Source organism: Halosolutus sp. YCN4, from assembly GCF_059736495.1.
Genome location: NZ_JCASSM010000004.1, coordinates 113,567 through 126,669, shown reverse-complemented (window position 1 = coordinate 126,669; position 13,103 = coordinate 113,567). Strand labels below are relative to the sequence as shown.

Annotated in this window: 9 protein-coding genes; 1 reads left to right on the top strand and 8 read right to left on the bottom strand. The window is 62.8% G+C overall.

Annotated elements, in window-relative coordinates; genetic code table 11:
• Positions 1-22 precede the first annotated feature (22 nt).
• Entirely contained in the window at positions 23-2,566 is a 2,544-nt protein-coding gene (locus tag AC6I6X_RS15320) for a methyl-accepting chemotaxis protein (RefSeq protein WP_497931416.1), read from the bottom strand.
• 132 nt (positions 2,567-2,698) lie between these two features.
• Here AC6I6X_RS15320 and AC6I6X_RS15315 point away from each other — a divergent pair, with 132 nt between their 5' ends.
• Positions 2,699-3,934, top strand: coding sequence for a hypothetical protein (locus AC6I6X_RS15315; protein WP_497931415.1), 1,236 nt, complete (start codon positions 2,699-2,701; stop codon positions 3,932-3,934).
• Positions 3,935-3,994: 60 nt separating this feature from the next.
• On the opposite strand, the gene AC6I6X_RS15310 is transcribed toward AC6I6X_RS15315, so the two are convergent.
• From AC6I6X_RS15310 to AC6I6X_RS15280, 7 genes are all read right to left on the bottom strand, one after another.
• Complete coding sequence (locus AC6I6X_RS15310) at positions 3,995-4,768, bottom strand: DUF7289 family protein (RefSeq protein ID WP_497931414.1); 774 nt, start codon at positions 4,766-4,768, stop codon at positions 3,995-3,997.
• Positions 4,765-5,274 (bottom strand): DUF7266 family protein, encoded by a 510-nt coding sequence (locus AC6I6X_RS15305; protein WP_497931413.1) that lies wholly within the window; start codon positions 5,272-5,274, stop codon positions 4,765-4,767. The genes AC6I6X_RS15310 and AC6I6X_RS15305 overlap by 4 nt, the downstream gene beginning before the upstream one ends.
• Positions 5,271-6,014 (bottom strand): hypothetical protein, encoded by a 744-nt coding sequence (locus tag AC6I6X_RS15300; RefSeq protein WP_497931412.1) that lies wholly within the window; start codon positions 6,012-6,014, stop codon positions 5,271-5,273. Before AC6I6X_RS15300 ends, AC6I6X_RS15305 begins: the two co-directional genes overlap by 4 nt.
• A gap of 113 nt (positions 6,015-6,127) precedes the next feature.
• On the bottom strand, positions 6,128-6,754 hold the full coding sequence (locus tag AC6I6X_RS15295) for a DUF7288 family protein (protein WP_497931411.1): 627 nt from the start codon (positions 6,752-6,754) through the stop codon (positions 6,128-6,130).
• Positions 6,755-6,758: 4 nt separating this feature from the next.
• Positions 6,759-7,310 (bottom strand): DUF7287 family protein, encoded by a 552-nt coding sequence (locus AC6I6X_RS15290; protein ID WP_497931410.1) that lies wholly within the window; start codon positions 7,308-7,310, stop codon positions 6,759-6,761.
• Position 7,311: 1 nt separating this feature from the next.
• Positions 7,312-9,372 carry a type II secretion system F family protein gene (locus tag AC6I6X_RS15285; protein ID WP_497931409.1) on the bottom strand — a complete coding sequence of 687 codons (2,061 nt, stop codon included), beginning with the start codon at positions 9,370-9,372 and terminating at the stop codon, positions 7,312-7,314.
• Positions 9,369-13,052, bottom strand: a complete 3,684-nt coding sequence (locus AC6I6X_RS15280; protein WP_497931408.1) for a type II/IV secretion system ATPase subunit — start codon at positions 13,050-13,052, stop codon at positions 9,369-9,371. Before AC6I6X_RS15280 ends, AC6I6X_RS15285 begins: the two co-directional genes overlap by 4 nt.
• Between the last annotated feature and the right edge of the window lie 51 nt (positions 13,053-13,103).

The window sequence follows — 13,103 nt, the reverse complement described above, 5'->3', positions numbered from 1 at the left end:
AGCGTTCACGCCGGGGAGGATGTCACTGGTCGTCTTCGGTGTTCCCGAAGGAGAAGACCTCGTCCGCATCGGGTGACCCGTCGGCGCGATCGTCGTCGGCGGATTCGGTCGAGTCGGCATCCGTGGCGTCGCGGGCCGGACCGTCGCCACTGCCGAGCGGGATTACATCCCCGGACTCCGACGCGGTTGGCGGCGAGTCCTCCACGGCGACCCCGTCGTCACCTGAAGCGGCGTTCACGTCCGGGTCGGTGTCCGTGTCGAACCGGTCCAGCGCCTCCGAAAGGTATGCGGCCTGGCTCGCGAGGTCGCTCGCGCTCTCGGAGACTTCGGTGAGGGCGGTCGTCTGTTCCTCGGCGGCGGCGGCCACGTTGTCGGTCTCGATGGTCGTCTTCTCCGAAATGGTCGCGACCTCGTCGACCATGGCCACGACTTCCTGGGTCGATGCGGCCTGTTCTTCCGTCGCGGCCGAGATCTCCTGCACGCCGTTGTTGGTCTCCTCGGCGTAGTCGGCGATCTCCTCGAGCGCGTCCGCGGCTTCCTCGACCGAGTCCGTGTGTTCGGCGACGTGTGAACTCGTCTGCTGGACTTCCTCGGCGGTCCGCTCGGTCTGTTCCTGGATGCGTTCGAGGCGAGCCTCGATGTTCTCTGCTGCCTCCTGGGTCTCCTTGGCGAGGTCCTTGACCTCGCCGGCGACCACCGAGAACCCCTCCCCGGAGTTCGACGAGCGAGAGGCCTCGATGTTCGCGTTCAGCGCCAGCATGTTCGTCTGCTCGGCCACTTCGGAGATGAACTCGATCAGTTCGTCGATCTGGGCCATCTCCTCCTCGAGCCGTGCGATCTCTTCGACCGCCTGTTCGGACTCGGCTTCGATCTCGTTCATCCCCTCGATCGCCTCCCGGGCGGCCTGCTGGCCACGGCGACCGGTCGTCGCCGTTCGTTCGGCGAGGTCGGCGACCTGGTTCGAGGACGCGGCGATCTGTTCGACCGTCGTCGAGAGCCCGTTCATCTCGTGGGTGACCGACTGGAGCGACTCGTTCTGCCGATCGGCTCCGCTGGCGATCTCCTGGACGGATTCGGTGACCTGTTTCGAGGCCGACCGGACCTCTTCGCTCGAGGCCGTCACCTGTTCGGACGCCGTCGCGACGTCGTTGGCGAACGCCTTGAGTTCGCCCGTCGTTCGTTCGATCTCGGCGATCATCTCGTTGAACTCGCGGGCGATGTCCTCCATCGCCTCGCTCTCGCTCTCGGGATCCAGCCGGGCGGTGAGGTCGCCGTCGGCACACTCGCGCATGACGTCGCTGTACGCGTCGGCTTTCGCCTCGAGGTGCTGGTTAATTCGTTCGGTCTCGGTGCGGGCCCGTTCGGCCGCTTCGCGCGCCTCGTGGGCCGTCCGGATCTTGTCCTGCAGTGAGTCGCGCATGCTGGCAAAGCCCTCGTACAGCCGACCGATACTGTCGATGCGCTGTGTCTGGAAATCGACGCCGAGGTCCCCCTGTTCCATCCGCTCGGCCTTCGATGTTAGCAGATCGATCGACCGGGACGTGCTCCGGCCCATCACGCCGCCGACCAGCATGACGAGAAAGATGCCGGCGATCGACGCGTAGATGCCGTAGGTCGTCACGTCGTTGACGATCCCGTAAGCGTCGGCCTTGGAGGTGTGGATCACGACGTAGAAGTTGCTACCCTCCTTTACTTGTGCGGCCGTCGCGAGGAACTCGTCGTCGTGGCGATCCGACTCGATCGACTGGGTCAGCGGTTCCCCCGGCGTTCCCATCTCGTAGAGTTGCGGCTCCAGCGTGACCTCGTCGAAGTCGATCGCGTCGTTCTCGTAGTTCTCGTAGAACGCCTCACCCGAGGTGTCCATGACGACGACGTCTTCCTCCCTGGCTACCGGTTCGTCCTCGGCGGCGAGATCCTCGTTGAGCATGCCACTCGCGTCCCCGGTGTAGACCGTATAGGTGGCACTCCCCTCGCCGGTGATCATCTCGTCGACGTAGTCGTAGACGTCGATCACGACGACGGCGACCTCGTTTCGATCCTCCCCGACGTACGCGGCGTAGAACAACACTGCCGTTTCGCCGTCGTGGGCCGTCCCGATCAGGGGTTCGCTGTCGATCCCGCCGCGTTCCTCGGCCGCCTCGATGTCGAGCGCGGCCCACGTCTCGTTCGCGTCGAAGATCGTCGCGCCGTCGAGTTCCTCGTTGGTACTGTGCGCGATGAGGCCGGTCGACGTGTTGACGTGGTGGATGTCGTAGATGCCGTCCTCGGCCTCCTTTTCGGACTCGAGGTACGCTCCGACGTCGTCCGCGTTCGCGATTCCACTGGCGACGTCGCTCGCCAGAAATTCGTTGCGCTCGCTCCACTGTTCGATGTTCTTCGCCTCCTGTGCCGCGAGTCGTTCCTGATCGTCGTGGACCTGTTCCTGGACCTCTCCCGCGACCAGTTCCGTTCCCACGTACCCGACCGCCCCCACGGATAGACCCAGAAGAAGCAACACAAGCGCGAACTTGAGTGCGTAGCTCCTCCTGATGAAATCAGGTATGGCGTCTCGTACCGGGCCAGACATGGTCCGGTAAAAACCATGAAAAACAATAAATCCTCTGGGACGATTATCATCGGTGAGAACTATTCACCTATTTCAACGTGTATTGATAGATAACCAGTCCTTACATGAAGGTGCTTCGAGTAGCTCCGTTGAATGACCGATCTCGACCTCTGCTCGTTTGCGAGGCGCTACCGGGCGCTGGTCGACAGCACGCCGCCGACCGGCCGTCGAGAGACGCGTGCCTGGCTCGTCGATCCCCTCCTCGAAACGCTCGGCTGGAACGTCCACGCCGACTCGTGCCTGACGGATCGGGTCGTGGACGGGACCCGCTTCGAGTACGTCTGTACGGTCGACTCGACTCCCGCGCTGTTCGTCGCCGTCGACCCCTTCCCCCAGTCGCTGGACCAGGACCGCGCATCCGCGATCTGCCAGACGATGGCATGGACGGGCGTCGATCGGGCCATCTACACGAACGGACGGCGGTTGGTGCTACTGGTCGGCTCGAGCGACGTCGACCAGGCTAGCTGTCGGCTCGCCGCGATCGACGACCACGAGTCTTCGCTCGCTCACTTCACGGCCGACCGACTCGGCCGCCGTCTCGAACGCCACTCGCGGGACCACGTCGCCCGACGACTGGCCCTCGATCGATCGTCGCTGATCGACTCGATCGTCGACGACCTCGTTGCCGTCGGCGGGTCGACCTACGAGAGCGAGTTCGAATCCGCGACCGATCGTTTTATAGAGCGGCTCGTGGCGTCGTTCGCGTCCGAGACCACGGCACTTCCCGCAGCCGACGACTCGGACGCCGAACCGAGCGTCTCCATCCAGTTCACCGATCCCGCGACCGGACTGGACGACCCTGCCCACTCCAGTGACGCTCCGGCGGACGGGGCGACGGAGACGACCCAACCGAATGTAGCGGACGCCGACGATCGGAACGGGAGCGACGACATCGACGATCGCGACGGCAAGGTCGATGGCGACACCGACGGTAGTCCCGACGACGACAGCGACGGCGACGACAGCAGCGGGACCGATGGCAACGACGACGAGTACGTCGTCCGCTTTTTCAACGATCGCGGCTCGATCGGAGCGATCGGCCACTCGACGCCAAAACGGGCGCTCGTCTACGCCGCGGAGTACTGTTTCGATCGTGGCCTCTCCGGCGTCGACCTCCCCTGGGGCCCGGACGACGGTGAAACCGTTCTCAACGACCAGCCGGTTCGCGCGGACGGCACGCCGATGGCCGACGCCGCACAACTCTCGAACGGGCTCTATCTCAATACGGGAGGGAGCGTCGACGACCGCGCTGCCCGCGTCTCGGCGCTGGCCTCCCGATCGGGACTCCGGGCGATGCTGACGGGCGACTGGGAGTCCGACGCGGACTGAACGGATCGTAACGGCACGCCAGGAATCAACCGAGCTAGTTCGGCCGATCCTGTGTCCTGATTAGTAGTCGATTTCGGCCGTGACGATCTGAACCTCGAGGGTTTCGACGTCGCAGGTGTATCCTGGATCGTCATCTTTCCAGTCGCTCCGTTCCAACGACTGGTTCCACCCGTCCTGATACGGCCCGTCGTCGACGACGATCCTGATCTCGCCTTCGTCCGGATCGATCTCGGGGATATCGGTGTGTCGTATCGTCTCAGTCTCGTCGATCGTGAACCCGACACCGTCGCTGCTCTGGATCGATCGCTCACCGTCGTGATCGAGACGCAAGATCGACACGATAGCAGTCTCATCGGGATTACACTGCATCCGTGGTTGCTTGATTACGACACTGTTGTCTCCGCTCGCGCGGAACACGCCACCGCCCTCGTACGCGATCGAATCGGAACCAGATTCGTAGGTGAACGAACCGAGTTCCATACTGTGTGCGTTTGAGGTGTTGGCTCCCCCCCAGCCGGTTGCGATGTGTACCGTGGTATTTTCGCCGCCGGTCCGGATGGTCCCGTCGCGGAGGGTCAGTTCGCCGTACCGTCGCTCGACGCCGTCGTACCGCAGGACGTCGTTGAAGTTGTCCGCCAGAGAGATCATCCCGCGTTCGGCGTTGGTACCCTGTTCGGTCTCCCGGTAGCTCTCCATCGCCTGGAAGCCGGTGGTGTACAACACCGCCACCGAACTGAGGACCATCGCGAACACGAGGATGAACGCGATCACCTCCGTGACGCCACGCTCTCGCTTCGAGTCGGTTCGTCCGATCGGTGTGCCTGGTGCGTTCATGTGTTCCCACTCTCGATCGTGAGATGGTCCTCGCTCTCGTCGTACCGGATCTCGATCAGTCCACCGGAGGCCGAACTCTCGTGATCGACGTCGACGTCGACCTTCAGTGGCACGTACACCTCCACATCTGCGCTGGAGGCGGTGAGTCGCAGGCAGTCGGTCTCGTCGGTGAGAAGGGGTGCCTCGCTACAGACGTCTTCGTCCGCATCGAGTACCTCGACCCTGTAGCCCGACCCCGCAACCGTCCGTGGATGCTCCGTGGTGAGTGTGACGTCCTCATCGTCGCTGTCCGAAGCGATCGCGTCGACGTTCGCGATCTCGCCCGCCAGCCGTTCCCCGATCGCCTCGAGCGATCGATCCGCGCTGCGATCGGTCTCGGTGTCGAGCATCGCGGCCGAACTCGTCACCAGCAGGGCGATGAGGATCGTCGTGATCCCGATCGTCAGGACGTGCGTGACGGCGATCGACACGCCGCGATCGTTCGGTTGGTGGGCAGGACCGATCATGAGCCATCACCGTAGACATCGATCTTGTGGGTTTTCGAGTACGACACCTCATTTGAGTCATACTCGATCTTGACCTCGACAGCCCAGACACCGTCGGACCCGAAACTATCGTCGCCTCTCGAAACGAATTCGTACGAGCCCTGCATATCATCTTCGATGATATTTATACTATTATACTCGGTTTCGACGTCGATCAAGGCGAGATCGTCGCGGTCGCAGTCGTCCGGCACCGATCCGTTGACCGTACCGGCAACGAGATCGACATTCGCGTTTGCCCGTTCTATAGTGCAGTCGTTGTCGAGGCCAGAGACTTCGAACCCGGAGGATTGATCCTCGATCCTTACGCTGTCGGGATCGGCGGCGGAGGTTTCGTTAGCCTCGATGGTGACGTCGTTACCGCCAACCGCTTCGAGTTCGAACACGAGGTGACCGATCTCGGTATCGGACAGGTCGTAGTTGGCGTTCCCGATCGGTTCACTGACGACGCGAGCCTCGTCGGTGTCCGATACTTTCACGTTTGTAATCACTGGCCGATTGTTCGACGTGGCATTCAGGTACTTCTCGGCGTATCCACCCTCACCTTCAATCGTATCGTTCAGATCGAGGTCCTCGATATTCGCGTGATGGGCCACCCCGCTAATTCCGCTGTCGAGTTCGGCGTCGACCGTGTTTGCATCGGAGCCGCTCTGACTCGTCGCACTCGAAGACAGCGTTTCGGTGTAGAGAACGCCGTTGAACACGACGACGACACCGAGGACGATGAACGCGAGCGTGATCGCGCCGATGAGGATGAGCTGTCCACGGTCGCGTCGCTCACGGTCGGTGCTATTCGCTCGGTTCGTCCGTTCGTATCTCACCATATTATCACCCGTACCTCAACGAGATTGTAGATCGCGTCGTTCCTGGAATCTGCCTGTGGAATCGGATACTCATCGACTTCCGTGAGACGCCGCTGGTCACCTTCTATCACGTGATCGTCTTCGTACAGCGTCACGACGTGACTCGCTGTAAACGCGTCCGACGGCGGCGATCCCTGGTAGACCAAGTGGGTACTGTTGAATCCGTCACCGGTCTCGTTCTCGTAGACGAGTTCGACGTTGTAACTCCAGCCGTCGTTCGTGTACCGGTCCTGCAGGATCGCCCCGAGTCGCGACTGGCTGGCGAACTCGTCGGGGTCGTACGTCTGTTCCTCCTGCCCGGGGCTGCTGGACTCGGTCGCGTCGTGGAACTGGCCATCATCCCCCTGGGACGCGTTCCAGTTGCGGGCCATCTCCGAGAGGTTCCCGCTCCCGCTGGCGACGGCGAGTGCGTCCTGTGACTCCTGCTGGAGCTGGGCCTGCACCGTCCGATCGGCCAGCCCGCCGGTGGTCGGCGTGATGACGACCGCCTGCAAGGCGAAGAGGATCGCCAGCAGGAGGATCATCGCGCCGATGAACCCCTCGAGCGTGTACGCTTGGGCGCGGTCTGTCTGTCCCCTCATGCTATCACCAGACCCTCACGATGAGTCGGCAGGCCGGATCGCAGTCGATACTCCCGGACGCGCCCTCATGGTCGACGGTCACGATCCGGGCGGAACTGGCCGCGGACTGGTTGTCGTAGTCGTGGCCCCCGCTCCAGTCGGTGTGGTCGACAGAGTCGTCACCGAGCGATTCGATCGTGATATTTACCCGATCGAAGACGTCATCATCGTCGTTCGCCCGGAGTCCAAGTTCTGCAATCAGGTTCTCGGGATCGTCTGCGAAGGTCTCCTGATAGGCCTTCCCGTCGAGTTCGTTCGGCGTCGACGAGGTGGCCGTATTTTCGACGATCCGATCGGCGATCCGATCGGCCTGGGCGGTCTCGGCGCCGCCGACCGACGAGTCGTACGGCGTCACCAGCGACGGCACGTAGGAGAAGACGAACGCGACCGCGAGGATGAAGACGCCGATTCCGACGGCGAAGTCCTGCGTCGTCTGTCCGCGGTCCGACAGCGATATCGAGACCGTCCGGGGTCGACTGCGTCGCGTCCGGGATTCGGGGCTGTTTCCTCCGGTCATGTTAGGCCACGAGCGTCCAGCCGACGAGTGCGATCGTCGCGAGGAGGATCGCGTATTTCAGCCCACTCAACAGGTCCGCGTCCCGGATGTAGCCGCTGATGAACCCGGAGATGATCGCCTGGAGCGTGACGGCGTGGAAGAACAACATCGACAGCATGTCGACGTCGATGTTCTCGCTGAGGTTGGCGTCGGCGAGTCCACCTCCAGCACCGCCCGCGTCGATGTCCGCACTACCTCCTTCGAGTCCGGCCATCGTGTCGATGAACTGGGTCTTGAGGATCGTGATGACCGCGAGCACCGTCATGAACGTCATGATGATGATCACGACCTGCATCCGCGTTCGGGACTTGCGTTCCCGTTCGATGTCGTCGTGATTCTCGCTTGCACGGGCCGCCGTCCGGAGCACGTCGGAAATCTGGTTGGACGCTTCCTGGGCCTCCGTGATCAGCCGCGTCGTCCTGGCCAGTCGTGGAATGTGGTACTTGTTGTTGAACTCGATGAGCGACTGTTTCAGGCTCATCCCGTAGTTGACCTTCGTGTGCATCATCTCGAACTCGCGGGCCAGTTTCCCGCTCGTCGTGTCCGCGACGGACTTGAGCGACTCGAGCAACGTGAGCCCGGTGTCGTTCGCACTCGAGAGCTTCCGGAGGTCCTCGGAAAGTTTGTTCACGACGGCGTTGCGGTGGCGAACGTTCCACTCCCGGAAAATCGAGAGCGGAACCGCCACCAGGTATAGCGGGAGGTAGACGTAGATGAACGTCCCCCAGACCGGGTTGGACACCATGCTGTTCCACGAGGTCGGCGCGGACCCGGAGACCATCGCCGTCACGACGATCACCGTCGCCGTCGGGACGGTCAGCAGGAGCGTCAACAGCGGGTTGTCACGGAAGAAGATGTGCGGCCGCTTCAGGACGCTCACGGTTTCGTGGGTCCCCTCGCGGTTCTTGATTCGATCGAAGACGCTGTACTCGCCGGTGAACTGTTCGACGAGGCCGAGGTTGAGCAGTCCCCGATCTGTGGCGTTCTCGATCCGGCGATCGCCGCTCCCGAGCGTGAGGTAGCCGTCGCCGGGTTCGTCGTGTTTGACCGTCGAGACGAGGACGATGAACCCGACGCCGGTCAGCGGAATCAGCCCGTAGACGGTCATGTACAGCATCTGGTCGGTCACGTCCGCGCCCGGAATCATCTGCATGATGACCATGATGATGATCAGGAGCAGCGGGAACAGCGACAGCGTCATGTACATCTCCCCGAACAGTTCGAGCGTCTCGAGGGTCAGTTCCTGCTCCTGTTTGGCGGTCCGCATGTGCTTTTCTTTCTTGTCCTCGAGGAAGCTCTCCATGTCCCCACCGCTGTTGACGATCGAGAGCATGTCGGTCAGGAACTGCGAGAGTTCGTCGCTCGGCGTCTCGATCGCCTGTTTGCGTATCGCCGTCCGGTAGTCGACGTCGAAGTACTCCGTCTCCTTGACGATGCTCTGGAACTCCTTTGCGACCTCGCCGTAGGTGTCGTCGGCCTGGGCCATCGAGTCGATGATCTCTAGCTGGTTCAGCCCGCCGACCGACAGCGCGTACATGAACGAGACGGAGTCGGTCAGGAGCATGTTGATCTCGCGCTTGCGGGCCGAGGCGCGCGAGTAGGGAATCGCGACCAGCGTCCCGAACCCGAGCGCGAACCCGATCGTTCCGAAGAGCAGGCCCGTGAACAGGACGAGCGCCGGAACACGGAGCATTTCGATGAGTTCCAGGACCGCCTCGCTCCCGATCGGAATGCCGAGGATTTCGTCGACCTGGACGACGCCCGTGGCGAACAGCCCGTAACCGAGCATCAACCCGACCAGCCACAACCCGAGCCCCGCGATGAACCCGATCCCAAGCGCACGCGAGAGGTAGAGTTCGACGGTGTCGGTCATCCGCGCCTGCGCGAGTTTCTTCTCCAGATCGGAGACGAACTCGCTCTCCTCGCCGAACAGCCGATCGTACAGCGGGTAGAACCGTTCGCCGAGTGCGTCGGATCCGGTCGAGACGCCCGACCCCCCGCTATCGTCGGTTTGCAGGCTCATGTGTCGCTCTCCCCGTCGTCGCCACCGAAGATGCCGTCGTCGCTCTCCTCGTCCGGGTCGTCGAACGGCGAACCATCCTCAGCGTCGTCGAACAGCGACCCACCGTCGTCTCCGTCGTCTCCGTCGTCAGCGTCGTCGCTGAAGATCGATTGCGATTCGTCGCCGAATATCGATCCTTCGCCGTCGGTGTCGGTGCCGTCTCCAGATCCGGACGCATCCGCGGTCGACTCGGCCGCCGGATCCGCTTCGGCGTCCGAACCAGCCACTCCGTCGCCGCTCGCGTCCTCGCCGTCCGTCGACGGCGGATCGGTCGATTGGGCGTCCGGTGGTGCGGGGTCCGTCCCGGAGGGATCGTCGCTCGGATCGTCCGTCGCCGTACCGTCCCCGAGATCGATCGTCGGGGGCGTCGCGTCTAGCGTAGTCGAGTCGTCAGCCTCCGACGTCCCGTCGGTGGCGTCGTCGGGTGCCGTCGCGCTCGGGTCGATCGCGTCGGTCCCCACACCGGAGGGTTCCGACTCGAGTTGGTCGCTGAAGTCCGTGTTCGACTGGTCGTCGTCGGTGCTCGGATCGAAGATCGAGTCGAGATCGTCGTCGGGGAACATCGCGTCGAATCCGGAGGTGTCGTGCTCGGTACCGGAGGTCGACGCGGGCGCATCGTGCCCGGAGTCGTCCTCCATCCGATCGAGCGTTTCGCCCATGTCGTCGAACAGGCCGCCGAGATCACCGTCCTTGGCGTCGTCCGCGGGGCGAACCTCGGATTCGTCCCGATCGACCGTGTCCGGGAGCGTCGCGGACTCGGTCGGTCCGTCGGCCGTCCCGACGTCGCCGGTCGAGCCACCGCCAGTCGCGGCAGACGATTCACTGTCATCGGCCCCCGCCCCGGCGCTCGCGGTCGCTTCCGTGCCGGCCGGGTCCGGTTCGGCGTCGTCGCCTCCGATATCGAAGCCGGTGTCGTCGTCGAGCCACGCCGGTTCGTCGTCCCCGGCCGTCCCGGCACTGAAGTCGGTCGTACCGTCACCGAGTTCCCACTCGTCCGGGCCGGCCTCGCCGTCGACGGCACCGGCGAAGGCGAAGTCGTCCGTGTCCGCGCTATCGACCTCGATCGTGCTCTCCTGTTCCACGTCACCGAGCGCGCTCGCGAGGCCGCTCGGTACTTTTCCGCGGTACTCGTCGAACAGCGACTCCTCGGCCCGTTCGAGGATGTCCATCGAGAGGTTGTACGTCTCCGACGTCGACTCCGGCCGCGGGACGAGTTCCTCTTTCTCCTGGTCGACGTCGATCAGCACGCTCTCCATCTCCCGCAGGTCGTCGAGACTGTCCTCCAGTTGTCCGTTCGCGATGAGCGTGAGGATCGTGTCGGGATCGTTGATAAAGGCCTGGACCGTCGCGGCGACCTCCGCGTACGTGTTCAGATCGTTCTTGATGAGGTACGCGAGGATCACCTCCCGCTTGAACAGTTCGTCCTCGAGTTTCTCCGAGTTCCAGCCCCGATCGAACTGAATCTCTTCGAGGGTGTTGGAGTCCCCCATCTTGAGGAACTCGTCGGTCTCGGCCTGCCACTGGTAGACGTCCTGGACGTTGATCTCGTCGTGTTCGGCCTCGTAGTGGTTGATCTCGGTCAGGGACTTGTTCCGGCGGACCTTGTTCCCCTGGACGCGGGTCTGGGTCTGGATCGACACCAGATCCAGCGCGGTGAACATCGTCTTCGAGACGTTGATCGGGTCCGTCGTGAATCGCTTGAGCACCTCGTCGACGGAGTCGGCGTGGAACGTGGTGTAGGTGGTGTGGCCGGTCGACATGACCTGGAACAGCGTCCGGCCCTCCTCGCCGCGGATCTCACCCATCACGATGTAGTCGGGTCGCTGGCGCAGTGCGGCCTCGAGCAGGTCGAACTCGTCGACGTCACCCTGCTCGTCGTCGGCGAAAGAGGGTCGCGTGACGCTCGCGATCCAGTTTCGCTGTGGGAGTTCGACCTCGCGGGTGTCCTCGATCGAGACGATCTTCGCGTTGGACGGAATAAAGAGGGAGACGGCGTTCAGGCTCGTCGTCTTCCCGGACGCGGTACCCCCGGCGAAGATCAGGCTCTTGTGGTTCTCGATACAGAGCCAGAGGAACGCCATCTCGTCCAGGCTAAAGGTGTTCCAGTTGATGAGGTCGATCGGGGTGAACGGGACGTCCTTGAACTGGCGGATCGTGTAGTTGGTCCCGTGATCGGACACCTCCTTGCCCAGCGTCAACTGGGCACGCGAGCCGTCGGGGAGGGTCGCGTCGACCTGCGGCAGCCGTTTACTGATCCCCTTTCCGGAGCGCTGGGCGAGTTTAACGACGAAGTCGTCGAGTTCCTCCTCCCCGTGGTAGATGTTCGAGATGATCTGCTCGTACTCCGAGTGATAGACGAACACTGGCGAGTTGTAGCCGTCGACGGAGATGTCCTCGACGTTGATGTCGTGTTTGATCCCGTCGATCCGCTCGTAGCCGATGAAGTTGCGCTTCAGGAGATACAGCAGTTTCTCGACCTGGTACTCGTTCAACGTGTCCGGGTCGTCTTCGAGGATCGCCGGCTCCGGGCGGACCTCGATCCCCTCGAGTTGGCTCGGACCGATCTCGACCTCGTCGTCCTCCTCGTCGTCCAGCAGGTTCCGTATCGTCTCCAGGATCCCGGCCGACGCCTCGCTCGATGTCTTCTCGAAGAGATCGTACCGCTTCAGAAGTCGGCGCGTCTCCTCCTCGATGACCTCCCGGCGACCCTCCTCGGCCGCTTTCTCCTTGATCCCCTCCTCGGAGTACTTGATCGCCGTCCTGAGTTTGCCCGAGAGGAACTCCTGGAGTTCCGTCTCGATCTCGTTCTGGTACGGCTCGATCATGTAGTACTTCTTCTCGTTTTCCTTCTCCGAGTGGAAAATGACGACGCAGGCGTAGGGTTTGTTTACCCAGTAGCGCTCGACTTCCTGGAAGTGGGTCTTCTTGTCCATCGGGACCGCTTTCTCGAGATCGTAGCGGTTGGTGACGGTGGTGTTCCCCGCGGCCGTCGAGAAGAACTCGTCCTCGTCGAGGTCCTCTTGGACGTTGACCGTCCGTTCCTCGACCACGTCGTCGAGTTCCATCGCGATGTCGTCGCCGATCGAGAGGCGGTCCTCGAGCGTGTCGGGATCGAAGCCCAGCGCCGCTTCCTCGTCGTGACGGACGATCTCGCCGTTACTATCGCGAGGTCGACTGCCGTCGTCCTCGTAGTAGTACTCCCACTTGTAGTGTTCCCACGAGTAGACGTCCTTGACGACTGGGGTGGTCTCGGGATCGACGTGGTCCAGGAAGATCCGCTGGAGCATCCCGGCGTTCGGGACCGCAGTGTCCGTGATGATCGACTCGAGGTCGTCCGGATGGAATCCCAGATAGGACTCGGGATCGAAGTCGACCCGGTCCCAGTCGTCCCCGCTCGGTACCGGATCGATCGCGCCGGTGTCGAGTCCGAGCCGGTTCCTGGCTCCGGGCGGATCGTCCGGATAGAGCTCCGAAACTTCGTCAGCGTGTCCGTGTTCCTCCATGAAGTCCGCCCACGTGTACTCACCGGGGTGAGCGTTCGAGTCCGACTCGTGGGATCGTTGGTCCTCCGACACAGACTGGGACGCCTCGCCCTCAGAAAATTGCCCGGCATCCGCCTGGTCGGCGTCGTCAATAGCCATTGAATCCACCCTATCCCTCCCCCTTCAAAAAATTCATGTCCGGATTACCAC

Bases quoted from the DNA above. Each gene is read 5' to 3' on its own strand.
- AC6I6X_RS15280 (WP_497931408.1), bottom strand. From the start codon at position 13,052: ATGGCTATTGACGACGCCGACCAGGCGGATGCCGGGCAATTTTCTGAG.
- AC6I6X_RS15285 (WP_497931409.1), bottom strand. From the start codon at position 9,372: ATGAGCCTGCAAACCGACGATAGCGGGGGGTCGGGCGTCTCGACCGGA.
- AC6I6X_RS15290 (WP_497931410.1), bottom strand. From the start codon at position 7,310: ATGACCGGAGGAAACAGCCCCGAATCCCGGACGCGACGCAGTCGACCC.
- AC6I6X_RS15295 (WP_497931411.1), bottom strand. From the start codon at position 6,754: ATGAGGGGACAGACAGACCGCGCCCAAGCGTACACGCTCGAGGGGTTC.
- AC6I6X_RS15315 (WP_497931415.1), top strand. From the start codon at position 2,699: ATGACCGATCTCGACCTCTGCTCGTTTGCGAGGCGCTACCGGGCGCTG.
- AC6I6X_RS15320 (WP_497931416.1), bottom strand. From the start codon at position 2,566: ATGTCTGGCCCGGTACGAGACGCCATACCTGATTTCATCAGGAGGAGC.
- AC6I6X_RS15305 (WP_497931413.1), bottom strand. From the start codon at position 5,274: ATGATCGGTCCTGCCCACCAACCGAACGATCGCGGCGTGTCGATCGCC.
- AC6I6X_RS15310 (WP_497931414.1), bottom strand. From the start codon at position 4,768: ATGAACGCACCAGGCACACCGATCGGACGAACCGACTCGAAGCGAGAG.